This is a genomic window from Skermanella pratensis, assembly GCF_008843145.1.
In the GTDB taxonomy this organism is placed as follows: Bacteria; Pseudomonadota; Alphaproteobacteria; order Azospirillales; family Azospirillaceae; genus Skermanella; species Skermanella pratensis.
The window spans coordinates 4232476-4256562 of record NZ_CP030265.1 but is presented as its reverse complement, the minus strand read 5'-3'; the positions used below and the strand labels follow the sequence as shown (position 1 = coordinate 4256562).

Sequence of the window (24087 nt, the reverse complement as noted above, 5' to 3'; positions counted from 1 at the left end):
GGATAGGCCCGGCGGCTGGATCGGCATTCTAGCCGTCTGGATGGAAGTGGTCATAAATCTTTTTCGCCACCGTCCGGTTGATTCCCTCGACTGCCTCCAGATCGGCCAGACCCGCCCGTTCGACGCCCCGGGCCGATCCGAAATGGTGCAGCAGGGCCTTCTTTCGCGACGGCCCGATCCCCGGGATCTCGTCGATCACCGACTGGCCGATCGCCTTGGTCCGCCGTGCCCGGTGAGTGCCGATGGCGAAACGGTGGGCCTCGTCGCGCAGTCTCTGCAGGAAATAGAGCACCGGATCCTTCGGGTCCATCCCGAACGGCGGCCGGCCGGGCATGAAGAAGCGTTCCCGCCCGGCGTTGCGGTCGGGACCCTTGGCGATCGACACGACCGCCAGGTCGGTGATGTCCAACCCGTCGAACACCTCCAGGGCGGTATTGAGCTGGCCCTGTCCGCCGTCGATCAGCACCAGGTCGGGCCAGGTGCCGCGTTCGCGTTCCGGGTCCTCCTTCAGCGCGCGGGAGAAGCGGCGGCTCAGCACCTCCCGCATCATGCCGTAGTCGTCGCCCGGCGCTATGTCGGAGCGGATGTTGAACTTGCGGTAGCTGTTCTTCATCAGGCCGTCCGGCCCGGCGACGATCATGCCGCCGATCGCGTTGGTGCCCTGGATGTGGCTGTTGTCGTAGACCTCGATCCGCTCCGGCACCGAATCCAGCCCGAAGGCCTCGGCCACGCCTTCCAGCAGGCGGGCCTGGGACGCGCTTTCCGACAGGCGGCGGCCCAGCGCCTCCCTGGCATTGACCAGCGCATGGTCCACCAGGCGCCTCTTATCGCCGCGCTTCGGCTCCGCCAGCTCGATCCTGTGGCCGGCGCGCAGGCTCAGCGCCTCGGCGATCAGCTCCTGCTCCGCCGGCTCCTGGCTGACCAGGATCAGGCGCGGCGCCGGCTTGTTGTCGTAGAACTGGCTGATGAAGGAGCCCAGCACCTCCGGCAGCTCCAGGTTCCGGTCGTGGCTGGGGAAATAGGCGCGGTTGCCGTAGTTGCTGCCGCCCCGGAAGAAGAACACCTGGATGCAGGTGGAGCCGCCGTCCTGGTGGCAGGCGATCACGTCGGCGTCCTCGACCCCTTCGACATTGATGTCCTGGTGCGCCTGTGTGGCGGTCAGGGCCCGGATACGGTCGCGGTACCGGGCGGCGGTCTCGAAGTCGAGCGCTTCCGCGGCGGCCTGCATCTGCCGGGCGAACTCCGCCTGGATGTCGCGGCTCTTGCCCGACAGGAAGGCGCGCGCCTGCGCCACCTGGGCCTGGTACTCCTCGGGCGTCACCCGTCCGACGCAGGGCGCCGTGCAGCGCTTGATCTGGTACTGCAGGCAGGGCCTGGTCCGGGTCGCATAGACCGTGTCGGCGCAGTTGCGGAGCTGGAAGGCGCGCTGCAGGGCGGTCACCGTCCGATTGACGGCGCTGCCCGACGCGAACGGGCCGAAATAGTCGGCCGCCTTGTCGCGGGCCCCGCGATGCTTGGTCAGCTGGGGATAGTCGTGGTCGCGGGTGATCTTGATGTATGGGAAAGACTTGTCGTCCCGCAGCAGCACGTTGTAGCGCGGCATCAGCCGCTTGATCAGGTTCGACTCCAGCAGCAGCGCCTCGACCTCCGTATGGGTCGTGACGAACTCCATGGTCGTCGTCTCCGCCACCATCCGCTGGAGCCGGTTGGGCAGCTTCATCACGTGGGTGTAGTTGACCACCCGCTTCTTCAGGTTCTTGGCCTTGCCGACATACAGCACGTCTCCGGCGTCGTTCATCATCCGGTAGACGCCGGGACTGTTCGGCAGCGTCCGAAGATATCCCCGGATCACCTCCGCCCCCTGCGCCAGATTGCCCGCGCTCACCCGCCGGCGGGACGCCGGAGCGTCCGCCGGCGCCGGAGTCGGGTCGGGGGGCGCTCCGGGTTCCACCGTTTCGCGAGCGTCGGAGGTGTGCTGGATGGTCTGATCTGATGCCATGATGGGCGGTATGTTGGCGGTTTTCCGCGGTCGGTCAACCGCTGCCGTCAACCGGCGGGCAGGGATGGGGTTTCCGGCTCAATCATGTCCCGGGCATGATCCCGACGCGCTTCGGGACTATCCACGGAAACTGTGGATAACTATGTCGATAACCTGCGGACGACTCACCGGGAAATCAGCATATCTCAGCATTTCCACCCTCTGCCCAAATATAAGGCAGAAAACATAAACCATTGATTCTCATCATCAATTATCCTGTCAAGCGGCTGTGGCATGGGGCCGGGTCGCTTTTTCAGGGTTGACAAGTTACGGACCGCCGCGTGTGCGGCGGATGTGCAAAACTCGAAAGGAGAGGGATGCCAGGTCTGTCGCAGTGACGGTTCCGTTATGCGGATACTGTCGTCCCGGCCTACTCGACTGCGACGAATCCGCGTCCCGGCTGAGCCCAGCCAAGATGCTCGCCGCCGTCCAGCGCGATCATCTGACCGGTCATGGCGGGAGCGTCCAGGATGAAGCGGACGGCATCGCAGATCTCCTGCGGCGAAGTCGGGCGCTGGAGCGGGATGTTCTCCCATTGGGCGGCGAAATGCTCTTCCGTCTGGCGGTCGTTCTTCAAGGTCGGGCCCGGCCCGATGCCGTTGACCCTGATTCGGGGCGCCAGCGCCAGGGCCAGCGTCCGGGTCAGCGTCCACAGGCCCGCCTTGCTGAGGGTGTAGGAGAGGAAATGCGGCGTCAGGTTCCAGACCCGCTGGTCCAGGATATTGACGATGCAGCCGCGCTCCTCCGCCGGGAGCTGGTCGGCGAAAGCCTGGGAAAGCACCAGGGGAGCCCGCAGGTTGGTCTCCATGTGCCGATCCCAGCTCGCCCGGTCGGCGGTGCCGATCTCGTCCCGCTCGAACACGCTGGCATTGTTGATCAGGGCGGTCAGCGGCCCCAGCCGCTCGACCGCTGCCGGGACCAGCCCGACCGCGTCGCCCTCGTTGCCCAGATTGGCCTGCACCGCCGCGGCCCGGCCGCCCGCGCGGGTGATCTCGGCCACCACCTCGTCGGCGTCGTCCTTCGACGTGAAATAATGGACGCCCACTCCCCAACCTTGGGAGGCGAGGTCCAGCGCCATGGCTCGGCCGATGCGCTTACCGGCCCCCGTGATCAACACGGCTTTCTTCTTGATCGTTACCATGGCGCCAATCTAACCCGCCCTGCTCGGCTGGCAAGCGGCTTCACGCGCCGACGGCCTGCAGATGGCTGACCAGCCCCTGTCCGGCCCGCCACAGATGAAGGGCCAGGGCCGGCGGTTCGTCCGACACCGTCGGCGGCGCGCCGGGCTCCAGGTTCAAGGCGAACTGGAAGGCGGCGCTCGGCGCGGTGCTGACGGCGGTGCCATGCCATCGGGCCAGGGTCTGCCGGTGGACATGGCCGCACAGGATCCGCTCGATCGCAGGGTGGTCCTCCACCATTCGGGCCAGCCGCTCCGTTCCGAAGCAGCGCAGCGCGTCCATGAAGCCGATCCCGACCTCGTGGGGCGGATGGTGCATCAGCAGGACGGTCGGCCGCCCCGGCGCCTCGGCGAGCCGGTCGGCCAGCCAGTCGCTCCGCCGGTCGCACAGCAGCCCTGGCGTCTCGCCGGGCACCACCGTGTCCAGGGCGATCAGCCGCACCGGCAGGTGGTCGATCGCATAGTGGAAGAACGGCCCTGGGGCCGGCAGCCAGGGCTGGCCGGCGCACAGGGCGCGGAGCGCGTCCCGGTCGTCATGGTTGCCCGGGATGGCGCACCAGGGTAGCTCCAGCGGGGCCAGCAGGCGGGCCAGCGCCTCGTACTCGGCCGGGCGCGGCCCGTTGGCGAGATCGCCGGTGATCACGACGAGGTCCGGCCGGGGGCGCAGGCGGTTGAGGTGCGCCACGGCGGCGGCCAGGGCGGCGCCGGTGTCGATCCGGCCCGCGGCGAGCGCGCCTGGTTCGGTCACATGAAGATCTGTGATCTGGGCAATCAGCATCGCGGCCACTCTTCGTAGGGGGTGCCGTGTGGCATGCTACTTGAAGACGACCGGCCGGCAAAACCATCTCACACGGAGTTTCGATCGGGCCTCCCGCCCGATCAGGCGGGGAGGAAAACTGGATGCCGGTGCCGCACAGCCGATTCTGGCAGGAATTGACCACCAAGGAGTTCGCGGCGCTGGATGCCGAACGGACCATCGCCGTGCTGCCGGTCGGCGCAGTGGAGCAGCACGGGCCGCACCTGTCGGTCTGGGTGGACAGCGCGATCAATGCCGGGATCTTGGCACGGGCCGTGCCGCTGATACCGGATCCCATGCCGGTCCTGATCCTGCCGATGCTACCCATCGGCAAGTCCGACGAGCACGAGGCCTTCCCGGGAACCCTGTCGCTGTCGGCCGAAACCCTGATCCGCGTCTGGACCGAGGTGGGCCAGAGCGTCCACCGCGCGGGTATCCGCAAGCTCGTCCTGTACAACAGCCATGGCGGCCAGCCCCAGATCATGGACATCGTGGCGCGCGACCTGCGCGTCCGCTTGAAGATGTTCGTGGTGACCTGCAGCTGGTTCAGTCCCGGCCTGCCGGATGGGCTTTTTCCGCCGTCGGAGGTCGTCCACGGCATCCATGGCGGCGGCATCGAGACATCGATGATGCTCCACCTGCGCCCCGACCTCGTGCGGAAGGCGGAGCGGCGGAAATTCGACTCCCTCAGCATCGAGATGGAGCAGGAGTTCAAGTACCTGACGCCGGAGGGCAAGGTGGGCTTCGGTTGGCAGACCCAGGATCTCAACCTGTTCGGCGCTTGCGGCGACGCGACGGACGCGGACGCCGATCGGGGAGCCAAGCTGGTCGACCACGCGGCCCGGTGCCTCGTGGAACTGCTGAGCGAGGTGGACCGCTTCCCGCTCGATGCGTTGCGCGACCGCGTATGAGCCGTAGCGCGGCGGCTGATTGCTTAAATTTTGCTCGGCAATTGCCTTAACGGTGCTTTTTTAGGCGGCAACGATGCCGCAGGCATGAGAGTATCAACCTTCCCCGATTGGTATGACCTTTGCAGGTTTCCAGATCGTCTGACCATCGGGAGGCATCATGCTGCGCAGGACCCTGGTGAAACTCGGCGTTCTTGCCGCGGTGACCGCGTTCCTGCCGTCCGGCGGCGGGGCCTCCGCCCTGGAGAAGGTCGTCTTCGCGACCGACTGGAAGGCCCAGGCGGAGCACGGCGGCTTCTACCAGGCGCTCGCGACGGGGCTCTACAGGAAGCACGGCCTGGACGTGACGATCCGCATGGGCGGCCCGGGTACCGACACCCAGCAGCTCCTGGCCGCCGGGGCGGTCGACATGGCGCTGGGGTCCAACAGCTTCTATCCCCTGAACCTCGTGCAGGCGGGTGCGCCGGTGCGCGCGGTCATGGCGAGTTTCCAGAAGGATCCGCAGATCCTGATGACCCATCCGCGCGACGACGTCAGGTCGATCGCGGACATGAAGGGCAAGCCCATCCTGATCTCCAACTCGGCGCGCAGCACCTTCTGGGTCTGGCTGAAGGCGAAGTACGGCTTCACCGACGACCAGGTCCGGGCCTACACCTTCAGCATGGCGCCGTGGCTCACGGACAGGACGGCGATCCAGCAGGGCTACCTGTCCAGCGAGCCTTTCCAGGTCAAGGCGGAAGGCGGCGTGGATGCCCAGGTCTTCCTGATGGCCGACGCGGGCTATCCCTCGTACAGCGCCATGGTTCTTGCAACGCAGAGCCTGATCGACCGCAAGCCCGACGTCGTGCAGGGTTTCGTGAACGCCACGATCGAGGGCTGGTACAGCTATCTCTACGGCGATCCGTCCCCGGGCAACGCCCTGATCCGCGAGGACAACCCGGAAATGACAGAGGCAACGATCGCCTACGGCATCGCCAAGATGAAGGAATACGGCATCGTCGACAGCGGCGACACCGCGAAGCTGGGCATCGGCGCCATGACGGAGCGGCGCTGGAAGACCTTCTTCGACGGCATGGCCGCGGAGGGCGTCTATCCGGCCGACCTGGACTATGCCCGGGCCTTCTCGCTGGACTTCGTCAACAAGGGCCATGCCCTGGAAATGCGCAAATAGCATCCCCGGATGCCGCTCGGCTCATCCGTCAACAGTTCACTCAAGGGGGGCGGGGTCATGGTCCCCTCCGCATTGGATCCCGCTCCCCTCTTTTCCCGATCCCCGGAGGCATCGCCGCTGGTCACCCTGAGCGGGATCGGCAAGACCTATTCCAACGGCACCGTGGCGCTCAGCGGCGTCGATCTGCGGATCGGCAGGTCGGAGTTCGTCAGCCTGCTCGGGCCGTCCGGCTGCGGCAAGAGCACCGTGCTCCGCCTGATCGCCGGCCTGGGCGACCTGACCGCGGGCAGTATCCACTGGGCGGGCGGCGTCGATCCGAAGCGCGGCATCGGCTTCGTCTTCCAGGAACCGACCCTGATGCCCTGGGCGACCGTCGCGGACAATGTCTACCTGCCCCTGAAACTGGCCGGCATCGGCCGCCGCGCGGCGCGCGACCGCGTGGCCGAGGCGCTGGAGATGGTCCGTCTCCAGGGTTTCGGCAAAGCCTACCCGAGGGAACTGTCGGGCGGCATGAAGATGCGGGTGTCGATCGCCCGCGCGCTGATCACCAGGCCGTCCGTGCTTCTGATGGACGAGCCGTTCGCGGCGCTGGACGAGATCACCCGGTCCCGGCTCAGCCACGACCTGCTGGAGCTGTGGCACGGCCGCGGCTGGACCGTGGTCTTCGTCACCCACAGCGTGTTCGAGAGCGTGTATCTTTCCCGGCGGATCGTGGTCATGGCCGCCCGGCCCGGCCGGATCATCGCCGACCTGGAGATCGACGCCCCCTATCCGCGCGGCGAGGAGTTCCGCACCGGGACGACCTATGCCGGGCACTGCCGCGCCGTGTCGGCGGAGCTGCGGCGCGCCATGGCCGGGGAGGAGGGCTGACATGCCCGCCGCGACCCGCCCGGACCGTCTGCTGCCCGTCGTCAGGATCACCCTGCCGCTGCTGGTCGGCGCCCTGATGCTGGGCCTCTGGGAGTTCCTGGTCCGGTACCACGAGGTCCCGAAGTTCGTGCTGCCGCCGCCGTCGATGGTCTTCCGCAGCCTGGTGGACGATTTCGGCACGCTGGCGCCCAGCCTGTGGCTGACCCTGGCCATCACGATCCAGGCCTTCCTGCTGGCCGTGGCCGGCGGCGTGCTGCTGGCGGTGCTGTTCAGCCAGTCGCGCATCCTGGAACTGGCGCTGTTCCCCTATGCCGTGATCCTGCAGGTGACGCCGGTGGTTGCGATCGCGCCGCTGGTGATCATCTGGGTCGGCTTCGACCGGGTGGAAGAGGCGCTGCTGATCCTGGCCTGGCTGGTGGCGTTCTTCCCGATCCTGTCCAACACGACCCTCGGCCTCAACTCGGCCGACCACAATCTGCGCAACCTGTTCCAGCTCTACGGCGCGTCGCGCTGGCAGGTCCTGACCCAGCTCCAGCTTCCGACCGCGCTTCCCTACCTGCTGGCCGGCATGAGGATTTCCGGCGGGCTCGCGCTGATCGGCGCCGTCGTGGCGGAGTTCGTCGCCGGCAGCGGGTCGGCCACCGGGCTGGCATGGCGGATCGTGGAATCGGGCAACAGGCTCAACATTCCGCGCATGTTCGCGGCGCTCATACTGCTCTCCGCCCTGGGGATCGTGATATTCATGGTGCTGACGGCGCTCCAGCACTTCATGCTGAGGCGCTGGCACGAGAGCGCCGTCAGACGGGAAAACTGACTAGTGGCTCGGCACAGTGGTTTTGATTGATTTATCGTAGGTCGGCCTCGGCCGAAGGCCGACGCCGACAGCGTGGCCGGAGCGTTGACGCAGGTTGTCGGCGTTCGCCCTGACGGGCGAAGGCCGACCTGCGGCACTCCGCTCCGCCGAACGTCATCAAAAACACTGTGCAGGACCACCAGCGGGCCCATCCGAGAGAACCGCATCCGTAGCCGAGAGACCGGTCGCAGATCATGCCGATTTCCTTCCAGAAGTCCTTCGCCGGCGCCTCCCTGGGCGCGAAGTTCTGGCTGAAGAAGGCCACCGTTCCCCTGTCCCTGCTCGCCGACCCGCCGCCCGAAGTGGCAACCCGCGCGGGCGGCGACGATCTGGTCGCCGTGGATCTGCGGATCGAGCATGGCAAGATCGCGGCGGTCCTGCCCGGCGGCACGGCGCCCTGCTGCGGCCCGGGCGTCACCCTGGAGAACGGAATCGTCTGGCCTTGCCCGGTCGATCTCCACACCCACTTGGACAAGGGGCATATCTGGCCGCGCCGGGAGAACCCGGACGGCACCTTCACGGGGGCGCTTGCCGCCGTCGAGCGGGACCGGGAGGCCAACTGGAGCGCCCGGGACGTGGCCGCCCGGATGGAGTTCGGGCTGAAATGCAGCTACGCCCACGGCACCGCCGCGGTCCGCACCCACCTGGATTCCCTGGGCAAGCAGGCGGACATCTCCTGGCCGGTTTTCGCCGAGGCGCGCGAGCGCTGGGCCGGCCGCATCGCGCTGCAGGCGGTGTCGCTGATCATGGTGGAGACCTATCTGACCGACGAGGCCGTCCGGATCGCCGACCTGGTGCAGCGCCATGACGGCGTGCTGGGCTGCGTCGGCTACATGATCCCCGGCCTGGACGCGGCCCTCGACCGGCTCTTCGCGCTGGCGGCCGAGCGTGGGCTCGACGTGGATTTCCACGTGGACGAAACCGACGATCCCGGTGCCGAAAGCCTCCACCACATCGCCCGGGCCGTGCTGCGGACGGGCTTCAAGGGCAGGGTGCTGTGCGGCCATTGCTGCAGCCTCGCCACCCAGGAGCCGGACCGGGCGCTCGCCACCCTGGATCTGGTGGCCGAGGCGGGGCTCTGCGTGGTCACGCTGCCCATGTGCAACCTTTATCTCCAGGACCGGACGCCGGGCCGGACCCCGCGCTGGCGCGGGGTCACCCTGCTGCACGAGATGCGGGCCCGCGGCATCCCGGTGGCCGTCGCCTCCGACAATTGCCGCGACCCATTCTACGGCTATGGCGACCACGACATGGTGGAAGTCTATCGCGAGGCGACCCGCATCCTGCACCTGGACCGTCCGTTCGGCGACTGGCCGCGCACCACGGCGCCGGTTCCGGCCCATGTGATGCGGCTGGACGACGCCGGCCTGATCGGCGCCGGCCGGACCGCCGACCTGGTCGCGTTCCGGGCGCGCACCTACAGCGAGTTGCTGTCACGGCCCCAGTCCGACCGCACCGTCCTCCGCGCCGGCGTTCCGCTGGAGGCGAAAGTGCCGGACTACCGGGAACTGGACGAGCTGTTCGCGTAGGACGGCCGCCGTCGGGCCGCTCTGCCCGCATGGCTTGCATGCGCCTCGCGCCGTTCGGCAGGCTCGACTTTGCGTGCCGACAAAGCCATGATCATTTTAGAAAAGGGGTGCGGATGGTTTCGTATGCACCTTCCAGAGATCCTCCGTAGAGGGGCCGGGCCGGTTGGGGCCGGAACGATCCATGAAGCTGTTCGGACGCTTGTTCATCCTTCTGGCACTGCTGGGTCTCGGCGGCGGGGCCTGGTGGTACTTCACGGTCCACCAGGGCGCCGACATGCCGGCTGCCGCCCAGGCACCCGGCGGCAGTGGTCCCGGCGGTGGCGGCGGTCCGCCCGGCGGCATCCCGGTGGAGGCGGAGCAGGTCGAGGTCGGCGACGTGTCGCGCACCGTGACCTCGGTCGGAACGCTTTTCTCCGACGAGTCGGTCGTGATCCGGCCGGAGGTCGCGGGACGGATTACCGAGATCCGCTTCAACGAGGGGCAGCGGATCCGCAAGGGCACGGTCATGCTCAAGCTCGACGACGCCATTGCCCGGGCGACGCTGGAGCAGGCCATGGCCAGCCTCAATCTCAGCAGGACCGAGGCGGACCGCGCCGACGAGCTGTTCCGCCAGGGTTCGGGCAGCGCCCGGGCCCGGGACCAGGCGCGCGCCAAGCTGCTGGCGGACGAGGCCTCGGTGTCGCTGGCGCGGGCCCAGCTCGCCAAGCTGGACCTGACGGCGCCGTTCGACGGCGTGCTCGGCCTGCGCTGGGTCAGCGTCGGCGACGTGGTGCAGTCCGGCAAGGACATCGTCAACCTGGAAGCGATCGACACGCTGAAGCTGGATTTCCGCGTGCCCGAGCTGTACCTGCCCTCGGTCAGGGTCGGCCAGACCCTGGCGGTCACGGTCGATGCCGTGCCGGGACGAGCTTTCGGCGGCACCGTCTATGCGATCGACCCGCTGGTCGACGTCAACGGCCGAAGCATCAATGTCCGCGCCCGCGTACCCAATGGCGACGACGCGCTGCGCCCCGGCCTGTTCGCCCGCGTTACCCTGACCCTGACGACCCGCGAGGCCTCTATCCTCGTGCCGGAGCAGGCCCTGGTCGCGGTCGGGACCGACCAGTTCGTCTTCAAAGTGGCGGAGGGGAAGGTGCAGCGGGTCAAGGTCCGCACCGGGGAGCGCCGCGCCGCCAAGGTCGAGATCGTGGACGGGCTCCTGCCGGGCGACATGGTGGTCACCGCCGGCCATCTGAAGATCCGCGACGGCGTGCCGGTCACCGTGGTCCCCCGGTCGGGAGCTGAGACCATGCAGCTCTCCGAATTGAGCGTCCGCCGCCCGGTGCTCGCCACCGTCATGAGCCTGACGGTGCTGCTGATCGGCATCGTCGCCTACCAGCGGCTGGCGGTGCGCGAATATCCCAAGATCGACGAGCCGGTGGTCACCGTGTCCACCAAGTACCAGGGCGCCAGCGCCGAGATCGTCGAAAGCCAGGTCACCCAGCCGCTGGAGGAGAGCCTGTCCGGCATCGAGGGCATCGACGTGATGTCCTCCATCAGCCGGTCGGAAACCAGCCAGATCACCGTCCGCTTCCGGATCACCCGCGACCCCGACGTGGCGGCCAACGACGTCCGCGACCGGGTCGGACGGGTGCGCGGCTCCCTGCCGGACGAGATCGACGAGCCGGTGATCGCCAAGGTCGAGGCGGACGCCCAGCCGATCATCTATCTGGCCTTCTCCAGCGACCGGAACACCCCGCTGGAGGTGACCGACTACGCCGACCGGTTCGTCAAGGACCGGCTTCAGAACCTGCCCGGCGTGGCCGATGTCCGGATCTTCGGCGAGCGCAAGTATGCCATGCGGATCTGGCTCGATCCGACCCGCATGGCCGCCTACAAGGTCACGCCCCAGGACGTCGAGACGGCGCTGCGCCGGCAGAACATCGAGATCCCGGCCGGCCGGGTGGAGAGCGCGCAACGCGAGTTCACCGTCGTGTCCGAGACCGACATGCGGACGCCGGCCGAGTTCGAGAACGTCATCCTGCGGGACGAATCGGGATATCTGGTCCGGCTGCGCGACGTCGGCCGGGCGGAGCTGGGCGCCCGGGACGAGCGGGTCAACGCCCGGTTCAACGGACGCAACGCCGTCGCCATGGGCGTCGTCAAGCAATCGACCGCGAACCCGCTGGAAGTTTCCGGAGCGGTGCAGCGGACGCTGCCGGTGATCCGCGCCGGCCTGCCGGAAGGCATGAGCGTCGATATCGGCTACGACAGCTCCGTCTTCATCGCCGAATCGATCGACGCGGTGTTCCACACGATCCTGGAAGCGATCGTGCTGGTCGTCCTGGTGATCTTCTTCTTCCTGCGCTCGCTGCGCGCGACCCTGATCCCGCTGGTCACGATCCCGGTATCCCTGATCGGCGCCTTCGCGATCATGTACGTGTTCGACTTCAGCATCAACACGCTGACCCTGCTGGCCATGGTGCTGGCGATCGGGCTGGTGGTGGACGACGCCATCGTCATGCTGGAGAACATCTACCGCCACGTGGAAGAAGGGATGCCGCCGTTCCGCGCGGCGATCCAGGGCTCGCGCGAGATCGGGTTCGCCGTCGTCGCGATGACCATCACCCTGGCGGCGGTGTACGCGCCGATCGGCTTCCAGACCGGACGTACGGGGCGGCTCTTCACCGAGTTCGCGCTGACCCTGGCGGGCGCCGTGCTGGTCTCCGGCTTCGTGGCGCTGACCCTGTCGCCGATGATGTGCTCCAAGCTGCTGAAGCATCAGGCGCGTCACGGCTTCTTCTACAACCTGATCGAGTCGCTGCTGAACGGCCTCACCAACGGCTACCGCTGGCTGCTCAGCGTCTCGCTGAAGGCCCGGCCGCTGATCCTGCTGGTCGGGATCGGCGTCGCCGCGGCCAGCTATGTCCTGTTCGGCCAGATCAAGTCGGAGCTGGCGCCGACCGAGGACCGCGGCACGATCGTCGGGATCATCATCGCCCCAGAAGGGTCGACCATCCAGTACACCGACCGCTATGCCCGTGCGATCGAGGGCTTCATCAAGCAAGTGCCCGTCGTCGAGAAGTTCTTCATGGTCGTGGGCTTCCCGGTGGTCAACCAGGGTATCACCTTCGTGCGGCTGACCGACTGGGACGACCGCGAGGTCAAGCAGCAGCAGGTGGTCCAGCAGCTCGCGCCGAAATTCTTCGGCGTCCCCGGAACCCTGGCGTTTCCGGCCAACCCGCCGTCGCTGGGGCAGAGCCCGACCGAGAAGCCGATCCAGTTCGTCATCCAGACCTCGCTCCCCTATTCCGAGCTCCAGGGCATGGTAGACAGGATGCTGGCGGAGGCGCGGACCAATCCGGGCCTGGTCAACGTCGATACCGACCTGAAGCTGAACAAGCCGGAGCTGAAGGTCTCGCTCGACCGCGACAAGGCGGCCGACCTGGGGCTGGAGATCGACACCATCGGCCGCACGCTGGAAACCCTGCTGGGCGGCCGGCAGGTCACCCGGTTCAAGCAGAACGGCAAGCAGTACGACGTGGTGGTCCAGGTCGCCGACATCGACCGCACCAACCCGGACGACATCGCCCGGATCTATGTGCGCGGCAAGCAGGGCGAGATGGTCAGCCTCGCCAACCTGCTCAAGGTCGAGGAGCGGGTCTCGCCCAAGGAGCTGAACCATTTCAACAAGCTCCGCTCGGCCACGATCACCGCGACCCTGGGGCCGAACTATACCCTGGGCGAGGGGCTGGCCTTCCTGACCGCCGCGGCCGAACGGTCGCTGCCGGCGGCGGCGCAGGTCGACTATGCGGGCCAGAGCCGCGAGTTCCGCGAATCGAGCAGCAGCCTCTACGTCACCTTCATCCTGGCGCTGGCCTTCATCTACCTGGTGCTGGCGGCGCAGTTCGAGAGCTTCGTCGATCCCTTCGTGATCATGCTGACGGTGCCGCTGTCGATGACCGGCGCCCTGCTGGCGCTGAAGCTGACCGGGGCCACCATGAACGTCTACAGCCAGATCGGTCTGGTGACCCTGGTGGGGCTGATCACCAAGCACGGCATCCTGATCGTCGAGTTCGCCAACCAGCTCCAGCGCCAGGGGGTGGAGGTGCGCGACGCCGTGGTCCGGTCCGCCGTGCTGCGCCTGCGGCCGATCCTGATGACGACGGGCGCCATGGTCCTGGGAGCGGTGCCGCTGGCCCTGGCGACCGGCGCCGGGGCGGAAAGCCGGCAGGCGATCGGGGCCGTGATCGTCGGCGGCATGCTGCTGGGCACCCTGCTGACGCTGTTCGTCGTGCCGACGGTCTATACCTACATCGCGCGCAAGAAGCCGTTCGAGGATGCGGCGCCGGCCGGCGCCCAGCCCCACCCGGCGGAGTAGCGGCCGTCAGGCCGATCCCCGGGTCAGCAGGTCGGCCATCACCGTCAGCAACTCCGCGGGGCGCACCGGCTTGCCGATGAAGGCATCCATCCCGGCGGAGTGGCAGGCCTCCCGGTTGTCGCCGTCGGTATGGGCCGTGACCGCCACGATGGGAATGCGGCCGGTTTCCCCGGGCATGGCGCGGATCAGGCGCGTCGCCTGTATGCCGTCCATCCGGGGCATCATCACGTCCATCAGGACCAGCTGGATGCCGCCGTCCTTCATCGCCTCGACCGCCGCCTCGCCGTCCGGGACGATGCGGGTCTGGTAACCGGCTTTCCGGCAGATCAGGTCCACCAACTTTTGATTGATGACATTGTCCTCGGCGATCAGGATCTGCATTGGGACACCGCTTGAACCGAGTGGACCGAAGTTTGAATTTACTGGCCCTTTATGAAAATTTTCAATCCGAATGTGTCGAACTTCCCGTCATCGTCCTTGTGCGACGGTGTCAGAAGCTCGAGAGGGTCTTCTCGACTTTCCGCAGGAACCGTCCGCGGCTTTCCGGGGTGGACTTGTCCATGGACGGGTGTGCCATGTGAACGGTCCGGCACCCGCGCGCCAGCAATGGTTTCAGCCCGCGCATGAACACCGCCTTGCCCGGCTCCCGCATCCAGAACTTCATGAACCACCACGGCGCCCCGTGGGTGGTCACCACCGCGAGCTTCCGGACGTTGGTCAGGCCGGGACGGATCCGCCCGCCGTCCGGCGGCAGGTGGAAGGCCACGCCCGGAAGCCAGACACGGTCCAGGTAACCCTTCAGGATGGCCGGCACGCCGTACCACCAGGTCGGAAAGACGAAGACCAGCGCCTCGGCCCAGCGCAGGGCGTCCACATACTCCTGGACCGGCGCCTCGTTCTCGCCCTGGGCGTAGTGGGCTCCATGTTCGGCGGCGCTCAGGCAAGGCTCGAACCCGCGGGCATAGAGGTCGAAATCGCGGACCTCGTGCCCGGCCCGGATCAGCGTATCGACCACGGTGCGGTGGATCGCGGCGTTGAAGCTGCCGTCGGCGGGGTGGGCATAGATGACGTTGATTCTCATGCCGTTCTGATTAGCGGAACGAGCAGGCGGGTTCCAGCGGCATGGAAGGCCAGCGTGATCGTCCGGCAGTCCACCAGCCGGGTCTCGGCCGGTTCCGCCCCGGTGCCGGGATTGACCGGAAACGCCGGGAAGCAGGCACCGGCGAGGCTGAGGCGGAGCCGGCTACCGGCCGGCACCGTGGCGCACAGCGCCCGCATCGGGACCCGTAGCGGCCGGGTCGCCGCACCTTCCTCGGCCCGGACATGGCCCTGCGTCAGGTTGAATGTCCGTCCGTCGGGCTCCACCTTGGACAGCACGGCGGACACGTCGAAGCTGGGAGCGTCGGCTTCAACCGTCAGTTCCAGGGTGACCGCCCCGGCCAGCAGCACCGCCGACGACAGCGGGTCGGTGGTATAGCAGGCGACATCGGCGCGCTGGTCGATCTCCGAACGGTCGCGCATGCCGCCAAGGCTGGAGGCGTGGCCGCCGACGGTCGGCACCGGCCGCCACGGATCATGCACGATCCGGTCGATCCCGGAAGCGCCGGGCCGTTCGGCCAGCACACCGTCCTCCGTCGTGGCGGCCGCCAAGCCCGTGCTGGAGATATGGAGCGAAGCCGGTTCCGGGTCCGGAACGGCGTCGAAGCTCCGCCAGCACCCGGCGCACAGGTCGAACAGCTCGACCGCCGGGGCATCGGGCACCGCCGCGCCCTTGAGGAAACGGTCGAACCAGGCGAGCTGATCGCGGTCGATGGAACGCGCCGCCTCCGGCCCGAAATCGACCTTGCCGGCCCGGCGCCCCCAGGGGAGGTGCGACCACGGACCGACGATCAGGCGTTGCGGGGCTTCAGTCCGGGCGCTGATTTCCCGGAAAGCCGCCAGCGTGCCGGTCAGCATCTGGTCGAACCAGCCGCCGATATGGAGCATCGGCACGTCCACATCCCTGCCGGCCAGCGCGGCGCGCGGCGAGATCGCGTCCCAGTAGCCGCCGGGCAGCGGATTGCCCAGCCAGTCGTCGTAGTGGGTGTAGCGGGCATAGCCCCGCAGCACCCGCGGATGGGTCGGCAGTTCCTCGTCCAGCGGCAGCGCGCGGGAGGCGGCGTAGAGCGCCTGGTGGGCGATGAAGTCGTTGCGCCGCCGTGCCGCCTCGGCCGCCATCTGGATGCCCCAGCCCAGGTTGTCGGCCAGCCGGAAGGCTCCCCCCTCGTAGGCCCAGTCGCCATGCATGTCCCAGCCGATCATGGCCGGGCACAGCGCCTTCAGCGCCGGGGAGCCGCCGGCCAGCGCCAGCAGCTGCGTGTTGCCCTGGTAGGAAAAGCCGTACATGCCGACGGCTCCGGTCGAACCCGGCAATCCGGCGGCCCAGGCGACCGCGTCGGCGCCGTCCTCCGCCTCGCGCTCGAACAGCCTGAAGTCGCCGGCCGACGTGCCGCAGCCCCGGACGTCCTGGATCACCACGATGTAGCCGTGCGCCGCGTACCAGGCGGGATGCGCGTAGACGACCGTCGAGGCGATCGCCCTGCCATAGGGCTGGCGCATCAGCAGAACCGGGAAGGGACCGGCCGCGTCCGGCTCATGGATGTCGGCATCGAGCCGGATTCCGTCGCGCGTGGTCATGGAGACGGTGCGGGGCTGCCGTACCGGCAGCGGAGGCGTCTCGCGGTCCTGCGCCGTCCGGGAGGCGGTCATGACGACCGCAGGCCGGTCGCGGCTGTCCCGTCTTTCGTATCGTCCGGACTGGTCCGGAACGCCCGGTCGTCGCCGGCGGTCTTGACCATGGGATCCATGTCGCTCAGTCCTTCAAGCCGTTCAGCAGATGGTCGGAGGTCGTGACGAAGCCGAAGCACTGCTTGACATTGTACAGCGTCGCTTCGAGGCAATAGCTCGGCGACGTGGTGGCGCAGCAGTCGTTGACCAGGATGCAGTCGTAACCCAGGAAACTGGCGTCCTGCAGGGTGCACATCACGCACTGGTCCAGGTTGACGCCGGCGAACAGCAGCGTCCGGATGCCGAGATTGCGCAGGATGCTGTCCAGCTCGGTATCCCAGAAGCCGCTCATCCGGTATTTGGCGACATGGATGTCGTTCGGCGCCGCATCCAGTCCATCGACGATGGCCGCCGCCCAGCCGTCGCGCTCCAGCATCCCGGCTCCGGCGGCAGGGCCTGCCGGGCCGGGCAGCGGATCGCCCGGTCCCATGCCCTCGCCGGTCGGGTTGCAGGCATGAAGCAGCGACGGGCTGAGATTCAGCCGGTCCGGCCGGTTGCCCCAGTTCACCCACAGCACCGGCACTCCCTTGGACCGCAGCTTGGGCAGCAGTGCCGCGAGCGGGGCGATCGGCGTGCGGGCGGACGTCACGTCCACCCCGGCCCGGGCAAGCCAGCCTCGGGGCGAGCAGAAGTCGTTCTGCATGTCGATCACGATGATGGCGGTCCGCGCCAGGTCGATCACCAGGTTTTGGGGTTCGGCTCTGGCGGCGAGCGGGTACGGCGTCGCCGGCGGCCGCACCATGTCCACGGTTTCCCTGGATACCCGCCACCGGTTGGCCGGTGCGGAGCCGAGCGGAGTCATCGCCAAGTTATTCCTCCCATGGTCGAGGGTCACCGTGGTAGCCACTGGTCGCATATGCCGTGCCAAACGGGACGGAAGCGGACGTACCGCGGTATGGGCGTGGCTGGCGCGCCGGAGGGTGCTCTCCTGCACAGGATTTGTGCGGGGTTCTGCCCGCCTTATGGGCTTGATGCGCGGGGGAAGCGGTCTATCGTATGGAAAGGCGTCATAGGCGGAAGATGGGTCGGGACGAAATGGGATCTGCCGATCGGGAACACCTCGCGAGGGAAAAGCTCGGAGCCTTTTGCCGCCATGTCGATCTGGACGTCGCGGGGGCCGCCGGCGGCCCTCTGTCCGGGCTGACTTTCGCGGCCAAGGATCTCTACGACGTGGCCGGCCACGCGACCTGTGCCGGAAACCCCACTTGGCTCGCCTCCCATCCGGTGCCGTCGAGCACCGCGCCGGCGGTGCAGGCGGTGCTCGACGCCGGCGCGCGGCTGGTGGGCAAGACCGTCACCGACGAGCTGGCCTTCAGCATCAACGGCGAGAACGCCCATTACGGCACGCCGCTGAATCCCAGGGCGCCCCAACGGATCCCCGGCGGCTCGTCCAGCGGGTCGGCTTCCGCCGTGGCGGGCGGCGCCGTTCCGCTGGCGCTCGGCACCGATACGGGAGGCTCGGTCCGGGTTCCGGCCTCCTTCTGCGGCATCTACGGCTTCCGCCCGACCCACGGCCGCATCCCGATCGACGGCGTGACGCCGCTGGCGCCCAGCTTCGACACGGTCGGCTGGTTCGCGCCCGATGCCGGCCTGCTGGAACGGCTGGGGCAGGTGCTGCTGGACCTGCGGGAAGAAGGCGGCCGGTCGCGCAACATCCTGCTGGTCGAGGACGCCTTCGCGCTCACCGACGGCCCGGTGCGGCAGGCGCTGGGACCCGCGATCGATGCCGTGACCGCGGCGCTGGGATCGCCGCGCGACGTCACCCTCAGCCGCAAGGGCTTGGCCGACGGCTGGCTGGACGCCTTCAGGACTCTCCAGATGCACGAGGTCTGGAGTACCCACGGCGCCTGGATCACCGGGCACAGGCCGCATTTCGGGCCGGGCGTGGCGGAGCGGTTCGAGGCCGCGTCGACCGTCACCGGGGAGGCCGCGGCGAAGGCCGACAATTTCCGCCGCCGCGTGACCGAGCAGATGGACAGCCTGCTCGGCACGGGCGACCTGCTGCTGATGCCGACCTCTCCCACCGTGGCGCCGCTGAGGGGCACGCCGCAGGCCGACCTGGACCAGTTCCGTGCCCGCGTCCTCAGCATGACCTGCATCGCCGGCCTGGCGCGCCTGCCCCAGGTCAGCATCCCGGCGGCCGAAGTCGACGGCTGCCCGGTCGGCCTCTCCCTGGTCGCCCGCCGGGGCGGGGACGCCATGCTGCTGGCCGCGGCGAAACGGGCCGCGGCGGCACTTTAGGATTCGATCTCGGGGCGAGATGCCGCATTGCTGATCGGACCGGACGGCTGTCTTTTGCCGCGATCATTCCACCGCATGCGGACGGTCGCCTCCCGATGGGCCAGCAGCACGACCTTCTGTTCCGCGCATTGCTGGACGATCCGGTCCGGGCCGGCATCCTGATCCGCGACTACCTGCCGGCCGAGATCGCCGCCCGCCTGGGCGACGAGCCGCCGGTGCCGCTGGACGGCAGCTTCGTCGACCGGACGCTGACGCCGAGCTGGGTCGACCGGCTGTTCTCGGTCCGCCTGCGCGACGGCGGCACCCTGCTGATCTATGTGCTTCTGGAGCACAAGAGCCACCCCGATCTCCGGACGCCGCTCCAGGTGCTGGGCTACCTGGTCGACATCTGGGAGAGCTTCGTCGGTGATGATGCTTCCAGGATGCGCCGGCTGCCCCCGGTCGTCCCGCTGGTGTTCTATCACGGCCGGGGACCGTGGACGGTGCCGACGTCGATCATCGACGTCATCGGTGCCGACGAGGGCCTGCGGGAGCTGCTGCGCGACTTCCGCTACGTCGTCTGCAACATCGTTCCCATCCCCGACGACCAGCTGTCCTCCGATCCGGAGGTCCGGGCGGCGCTGCTGCCGCTGAAGTATGTCTACCGCCAGCCCGACCCGGAGATGCTGCTGGAGGCGGTGCTGTCGGGCCTGCGCGAGGGCTCGCCCCTGGCGGAGAAAGTGCTGTACTATATGCTGGAGATGTACCCGCGGATCTCCGTCGACATGATGAGGATGGTGAACGGCAGGGTCAGGCCCAACCGGGAGCAGGACATGGTATCGCTCGCTGCACAGCAATGGCTGAACGAGGGTCATGCCAAGGGTGTGATCGAGGGAAAGGCGGAGGGCAGGACGGAAGGAAAGCTGGAGAGCATCCGGCTTACCCTGGAGACGCGATTCGGCCTGGTGCCGCCCGAGGTCGAGGCCCGTCTGCTCCGGGCTTCTCCCGATCGGCTCGACACGATTCTGAGGCGTTCGCTGACCGCGGCGTCGCCCGACGACGTCTTCGCGGATGAGGAACGGCGTCAGGACTCGTAGGTCACCAGCGCCTGGGCCGGCACGTCGAGCTTCGCGGCGCCGTTCAGGAAACCGAGTTCGATGATGAACTGCGCGGCGGCCACTTCGGCACCCATCCGGCGCAGCAGGCTGACTGCGGCGGCCATTGTCCCTCCGGTCGCCAGCAGGTCGTCCAGGACGACCACGCGGGAGCCGGGCTTGATGGCGTCGGCCTGGATCTCGATGGTGTCGGTCCCGTATTCCAGGTCGTAGCTGTGGGTTATGATGTCGCCCGGCAGCTTGCCGCGCTTGCGGATCATCACGAAGCCCAGCCCGAGCGAGAGCGCCAGCGGGGCGGCGACCAGGAACCCCCGGGACTCGATGCCGACCAGCAGGTCGGGCTTGTGCGGCCTCACCGCGTCGGAAAGCTGGCGGACGGTCTCCTGCCAGGCATCGGCATGGGCCAGCAGGGTCGAAATGTCGTAGAACAGGATGCCCGGCTTGGGAAAATCCGGGATGCTTCGGATATGGTCCTTGATGTTCATCGCTGTCCTGCGCGTTCCCGTGACTTGCCCTGGGCCTGACGCCGTCGAAGGCTGAAGAGCCCGCATCCTAGTCGCCCCGCGCCCCACTTGCAAACGGGAGACCCCTCTTGACGGATCATCGGGCCGGGCTGGCGTGGGCCGAGGATGGCGAGGTTGCAGGCGGCGTGCTCGCGGCGACGGGACCATGGGTCATCGCGACCGCCGGCGTCCTTGCCCCGGATATCGCCGCGGTGCGTCCGCGGCCGGGTGCCAGCCTCAGCCTGGATCTCTCCGGCCTCGCCGCCGTGGATACCGTGGGGGCCCTCCTGCTGCTGCGGCTGATGGACCGCCTGGAGGCGGACGGCATACCGGTCGAGATGACCGGCGCCCGGCCCGAGCACGCCGCCCTGATCGAAGCCGTCCACCGGGCCGATCGGAGCTGCGAGCCGTCACGGCTGACGCGGGCCCATCCGATCGTGGCGATGGTCGAGCGGACCGGCCGCGCCGCGGTGCAGGCGGCGCAGGAGCTGGCGAGCCTGCTGAGCTTCCTCGGCATGATGGTGGCGGCGCTGGGCCGGACCGCGATCGAACCGCGCCGGCTGCGGTTCACCGCGCTCGTCCACCACATGGAGCAGACCGGGCTGAACGCCTTGCCGATCGTCGGGCTGCTGTCGTTCCTGATCGGCGTCGTGCTGGCCTACCAGGGGGCGGACCAGCTCCGCCAGTTCGGCGCCGAGCTGTTCGTGGTCAACCTGCTGGGCATTTCGATCCTGCGCGAGATCGGCATCCTGATGACGTCGATCATCATCGCCGGCCGTTCCGGGTCGGCCTTCACCGCCCAGATCGGCACGATGAAGGTCAACCTGGAAGTCGACGCGCTGCGCACGCTGGGACTCGACCCGATGGAGCTGCTGGTTCTGCCGCGCGCGCTGGCGCTGATGGTCACCCTGCCGCTGCTCGCCTTCTACGCCGACGTCGTCGGTCTCGTGGGGGGCGCGGTTATGTGCTATTTCGTGCTGGATATCAGTTTCGGGCAGTTCGTACAGCAGCTCCACGGCGCGATCACCCTGTCCACCCTGATGGTGGGCCTGTCCAAGGCGCCCGTATTCGCCTTCGTGATCGCGCTGGTCGGCTGCTACGAAGGGCTGAAGGTGAGCGGCAGCGCCGAGAGCGTCGGCCGTCTGACGACCCGGTCGGTGGTGGTGGGGATCTTCCTGGTGATCGTGCTCGATGCGCTCTTTTCAATCCTCTTCTCCTATCTCGGCGTCTGAGCCGGTGATCCCGGCGTCCGCGCCGGTGATCAGGGTGCGCGGCCTCGTCACCCGGTTCGGCAGCCAGACCGTCCATGACGGCCTGGACCTCGACGTGCGCCGGGGGGAGGTGCTGGGCGTCGTCGGCGGGTCCGGCACGGGCAAGTCGGTGCTGCTGAAGACGATCATCGGGCTGAACCGTCCGGCCGCCGGCCGGATCGAGGTGCTGGGCGACGACACCGCCGAACTGGACGACGCCGGCCGAATCCGGCTTCAGGCGCGCTGGGGCGTGCTTTTCCAGGACGGCGCGCTGTTCAGCTCCATGACCGTCGCCCAGAACATCATGGTGCCGCTGAAGGAGCATACCGGTCTCGACCCGCTCACCATCGCGGAGGTCGCCCGCATCAAGATCGCCATGACCGGCCTGCCTCCGTCGGCCGGAGCCAAGTACCCGTCGGAACTGTCGGGCGGCATGCGGAAGCGCGCCGGCTTGGCACGGGCGCTGGCGCTCGACCCCGAGATCCTGTTCCTGGACGAGCCGACCGCCGGCCTCGACCCGATCGGCGCCGCCGCGTTCGACGAGCTGATCGGCAACCTCCAGCGCAGCCTGGGACTGACCGTCTTCATGGTGACCCACGACCTGGACAGCCTGCGGGCCATCTGCGATCGTATCGCCGTCCTGATCGACCGGCGGATCGTGGTCGATACGCTGGATGCCCTGCGGCTCCTGGATCACCCCTGGATCCGCGACTATTTCCACGGTCCCCGAGGCCGGGCGGCGCTGGATGCCGGGGCGGAAACTTCCGGGAGCGGGGCCTGAGGGATGGAGACGCGGGCGAGCTATCTTCTGGTCGGGGTCTTCACGCTGTTCCTGATGGGCTGCCTGTTCGCCTTCACCGTCTGGCTGGCCAAGTCCGGCTTCGAGGAGGCGGGCTCGTCGCGCTACCAGATCCTGTTCACCGGTTCGGTCGCGGGATTGCAGGAGGGCAGCCCGGTACGCTACCGCGGCATAGCGCTGGGCACCGTGCGGGACATCCGCCTGGACCCGAGGAACATCGGCCGGGTCCGCGTCACCATCGAGGTCGCGGCGAACACCCCCATCAAGGAGGATGCGGTCGCCTACCTGGCATTGGAGGGTTTGTCCGGCGCCGTCTACGTGGAGATCTCCGGCGGGACCCAGGAGAGCCCGCTCCTGAAGGCGGAGGACGGCGAGCTGCCGATCATCCAGAGCCGCCCCTCGTCGCTCGCGGCGCTGGTCGAGACGACCCCCGAGCTGCTGAACCGGCTGGTCGGCCTGTCCGGCCAGCTCACCGGCTTCCTGACGGCGCAGAACCAGGCCGAAGTCTCCCGGATCCTCGTCAATGTCCGGACCATGACCGACCATCTGGCCAGGGCCGCTGCCGGGGCGGAAGGGACGGTGACGGAGCTGGGTACTACCCTCGGCATGGTGAACGGCCTGGTCCTGGACCTGCGCGACCATGCCGGGCGATTGACGGACGGCGTCGACGCGACGCTTGGCCAGACGCGCACCACGCTGGGGAGCGTCGGCAGGGACGCCGGCCGGGTGACGGCGGATGTTTCGCGGGTGACCGGCGAACTGCGGACCCTGGCGGCGTCGCTCAACCGGGCGACGCTGGAAGCCGAGGCGCTGGTCAAGGAGAACCGCGAGCCGATCGCCGACTTCACCGGCACCGGCCTTTACGAATTCACCCTGCTGATCGCCGAACTGAGGGGCCTGGTCAACAATCTGGGCCGGGTGACGACCCGGCTGGAGCGCGATCCCGGCGATTTCCTGTTCGGCGGAACCCGCCAGGGCGTGAGCGTGGAGTGAGCCCATGAGAATGCCCGTCCCGGTTCCGCTCCTCGCGCGGCTCCTGCCTGCCTGCTGCATTGCCCTCGGGCTGCTCGCCGCCTGCTCCCTGCCGGGATTCTCGCCTCCGCCCAAGCTGTTCACCCTGACGCCCAAGAACACCTTCTCGGACGGGTTGCCGGTGGTCCGCTCCCAGATCCTGATCGAGCCGCCGGTCGCTGCGGCCGGGATCGATACAGGGCGGATCGCGCTGAGCCGTGCCCCCACCAGCCTCGACTACTATGCCGGCGTCAGCTGGACCGACCGGGCGCCCGCCATGGTCCAGACCCTGATGGTCGAGAGCTTCGAGAACTCCGGCAAGGCGCTCTCCGTCGGGCGCGAAACCATCGGCCTGCGCTCCGACGTCATCCTGAAGAGCGAGCTGCGCGAGTTCCAGGCCGAGTACGACCCGGCGGTGGAAAATGCGCCGCCGCGCGTCCATGTTCGCATCAACGCCAAGCTGGTCGCGATGCCGCGTCGGAGCATCGAGGCCAGCAAGACCTTCGAGTCATTCGAACCCGCCCGCGGAGCAGGCTTCGAGGACATCATCGCCGCCTATGACGAGGCGCTGGGGAAGGTGCTGCGGCGCCTCGTCGAGTGGTCGCTGGCCGAGACGGCGAGGCTCGACCGCGAAAGCCCGCGCCGGAATTCCTGAGGAGCA

20 protein-coding genes are annotated in these 24087 nt (G+C 68.2%); 12 read left to right on the top strand and 8 right to left on the bottom strand.

Going from position 1 to position 24087, the window contains the following annotated elements:
* Positions 1-28: 28 nt before the first annotated feature.
* The 3 genes from uvrC to DPR14_RS19545 all read right to left on the bottom strand — a co-directional run bounded on the left by uvrC (position 29) and on the right by DPR14_RS19545 (position 3963).
* Positions 29-1999, bottom strand: coding sequence for an excinuclease ABC subunit UvrC (gene uvrC, locus DPR14_RS19555; RefSeq protein WP_158046644.1), 1971 nt, complete (start codon positions 1997-1999; stop codon positions 29-31).
* A 409-nt stretch (positions 2000-2408) separates the two neighbouring features.
* Positions 2409-3179 carry an SDR family oxidoreductase gene (locus DPR14_RS19550; RefSeq protein WP_158046643.1) on the bottom strand — a complete coding sequence of 257 codons (771 nt, stop codon included), beginning with the start codon at positions 3177-3179 and terminating at the stop codon, positions 2409-2411.
* 40 nt (positions 3180-3219) lie between these two features.
* Entirely contained in the window at positions 3220-3963 is a 744-nt protein-coding gene (locus tag DPR14_RS19545) for a phosphodiesterase (protein WP_246148351.1), read from the bottom strand.
* 152 nt (positions 3964-4115) lie between these two features.
* Here DPR14_RS19545 and DPR14_RS19540 point away from each other — a divergent pair, with 152 nt between their 5' ends.
* The 6 genes from DPR14_RS19540 (at position 4116) to DPR14_RS19515 (ending at position 13702) form a co-directional block, all read left to right on the top strand.
* A complete protein-coding gene (locus tag DPR14_RS19540; RefSeq protein WP_158046641.1) occupies positions 4116-4922 on the top strand; it encodes a creatininase family protein in 807 nt (268 codons plus the stop codon).
* A gap of 157 nt (positions 4923-5079) precedes the next feature.
* On the top strand, positions 5080-6090 hold the full coding sequence (locus DPR14_RS19535; RefSeq protein WP_158046640.1) for an ABC transporter substrate-binding protein: 1011 nt from the start codon (positions 5080-5082) through the stop codon (positions 6088-6090).
* Positions 6091-6147: 57 nt separating this feature from the next.
* Positions 6148-6960 carry an ABC transporter ATP-binding protein gene (locus DPR14_RS19530; RefSeq protein WP_158046639.1) on the top strand — a complete coding sequence of 271 codons (813 nt, stop codon included), beginning with the start codon at positions 6148-6150 and terminating at the stop codon, positions 6958-6960.
* 1 nt (position 6961) lies between these two features.
* Positions 6962-7774 (top strand): ABC transporter permease, encoded by an 813-nt coding sequence (locus DPR14_RS19525; RefSeq protein WP_158046638.1) that lies wholly within the window; start codon positions 6962-6964, stop codon positions 7772-7774.
* A 233-nt stretch (positions 7775-8007) separates the two neighbouring features.
* The gene (locus DPR14_RS19520) at positions 8008-9342 is read left to right on the top strand and encodes a cytosine deaminase (protein ID WP_158046637.1); all 1335 of its coding nucleotides are present in this window, start codon (positions 8008-8010) and stop codon (positions 9340-9342) included.
* Between the two features lie 181 nt (positions 9343-9523).
* Positions 9524-13702 carry an efflux RND transporter permease subunit gene (locus DPR14_RS19515; RefSeq protein ID WP_158046636.1) on the top strand — a complete coding sequence of 1393 codons (4179 nt, stop codon included), beginning with the start codon at positions 9524-9526 and terminating at the stop codon, positions 13700-13702.
* Positions 13703-13708: 6 nt separating this feature from the next.
* Here the strand turns inward: DPR14_RS19515 and DPR14_RS19510 are convergent, their stop codons facing one another.
* The 4 genes from DPR14_RS19510 to DPR14_RS19495 form a co-directional block, all read right to left on the bottom strand.
* Positions 13709-14083, bottom strand: coding sequence for a response regulator (locus DPR14_RS19510; protein ID WP_158046635.1), 375 nt, complete (start codon positions 14081-14083; stop codon positions 13709-13711).
* 109 nt (positions 14084-14192) lie between these two features.
* The gene (locus tag DPR14_RS19505; RefSeq protein WP_158046634.1) at positions 14193-14783 is read right to left on the bottom strand and encodes an NAD(P)H-dependent oxidoreductase; all 591 of its coding nucleotides are present in this window, start codon (positions 14781-14783) and stop codon (positions 14193-14195) included.
* The gene (locus DPR14_RS19500) at positions 14780-16450 is read right to left on the bottom strand and encodes a CocE/NonD family hydrolase (RefSeq protein ID WP_211103828.1); all 1671 of its coding nucleotides are present in this window, start codon (positions 16448-16450) and stop codon (positions 14780-14782) included. The genes DPR14_RS19505 and DPR14_RS19500 overlap by 4 nt, the downstream gene beginning before the upstream one ends.
* Before the next feature lie 103 nt (positions 16451-16553).
* Positions 16554-17330, bottom strand: coding sequence for a cysteine hydrolase family protein (locus DPR14_RS19495; protein ID WP_158048241.1), 777 nt, complete (start codon positions 17328-17330; stop codon positions 16554-16556).
* A 233-nt stretch (positions 17331-17563) separates the two neighbouring features.
* Here DPR14_RS19495 and DPR14_RS19490 point away from each other — a divergent pair, with 233 nt between their 5' ends.
* Both DPR14_RS19490 and DPR14_RS19485 read left to right on the top strand, forming a co-directional pair.
* Positions 17564-18769, top strand: coding sequence for an amidase (locus DPR14_RS19490; protein ID WP_158046633.1), 1206 nt, complete (start codon positions 17564-17566; stop codon positions 18767-18769).
* A 95-nt stretch (positions 18770-18864) separates the two neighbouring features.
* Positions 18865-19845: an Rpn family recombination-promoting nuclease/putative transposase gene (locus DPR14_RS19485; RefSeq protein ID WP_158046632.1), complete on the top strand. Its 981-nt coding sequence runs from the start codon at positions 18865-18867 to the stop codon at positions 19843-19845.
* Here the strand turns inward: DPR14_RS19485 and DPR14_RS19480 are convergent.
* On the bottom strand, positions 19833-20348 hold the full coding sequence (locus DPR14_RS19480; protein WP_158046631.1) for an adenine phosphoribosyltransferase: 516 nt from the start codon (positions 20346-20348) through the stop codon (positions 19833-19835). The genes DPR14_RS19485 and DPR14_RS19480 overlap by 13 nt on opposite strands.
* Positions 20349-20455: 107 nt before the next feature.
* On the opposite strand from DPR14_RS19480, the gene DPR14_RS19475 reads away from it, so the two are divergent.
* Genes DPR14_RS19475 through DPR14_RS19460 form a run of 4 tightly spaced genes read left to right on the top strand, consistent with a single transcriptional unit; the run spans position 20456 to position 24081 of the window.
* On the top strand, positions 20456-21598 hold the full coding sequence (locus tag DPR14_RS19475; RefSeq protein WP_246148349.1) for an MlaE family ABC transporter permease: 1143 nt from the start codon (positions 20456-20458) through the stop codon (positions 21596-21598).
* 7 nt (positions 21599-21605) lie between these two features.
* Positions 21606-22397 carry an ABC transporter ATP-binding protein gene (locus tag DPR14_RS19470; protein WP_246149376.1) on the top strand — a complete coding sequence of 264 codons (792 nt, stop codon included), beginning with the start codon at positions 21606-21608 and terminating at the stop codon, positions 22395-22397.
* Between the two features lie 3 nt (positions 22398-22400).
* Positions 22401-23408 (top strand): MlaD family protein, encoded by a 1008-nt coding sequence (locus DPR14_RS19465; protein ID WP_158046629.1) that lies wholly within the window; start codon positions 22401-22403, stop codon positions 23406-23408.
* 4 nt (positions 23409-23412) lie between these two features.
* Complete coding sequence (locus DPR14_RS19460) at positions 23413-24081, top strand: ABC-type transport auxiliary lipoprotein family protein (protein WP_246148346.1); 669 nt, start codon at positions 23413-23415, stop codon at positions 24079-24081.
* The last annotated feature ends 6 nt before the right edge of the window (positions 24082-24087 follow it).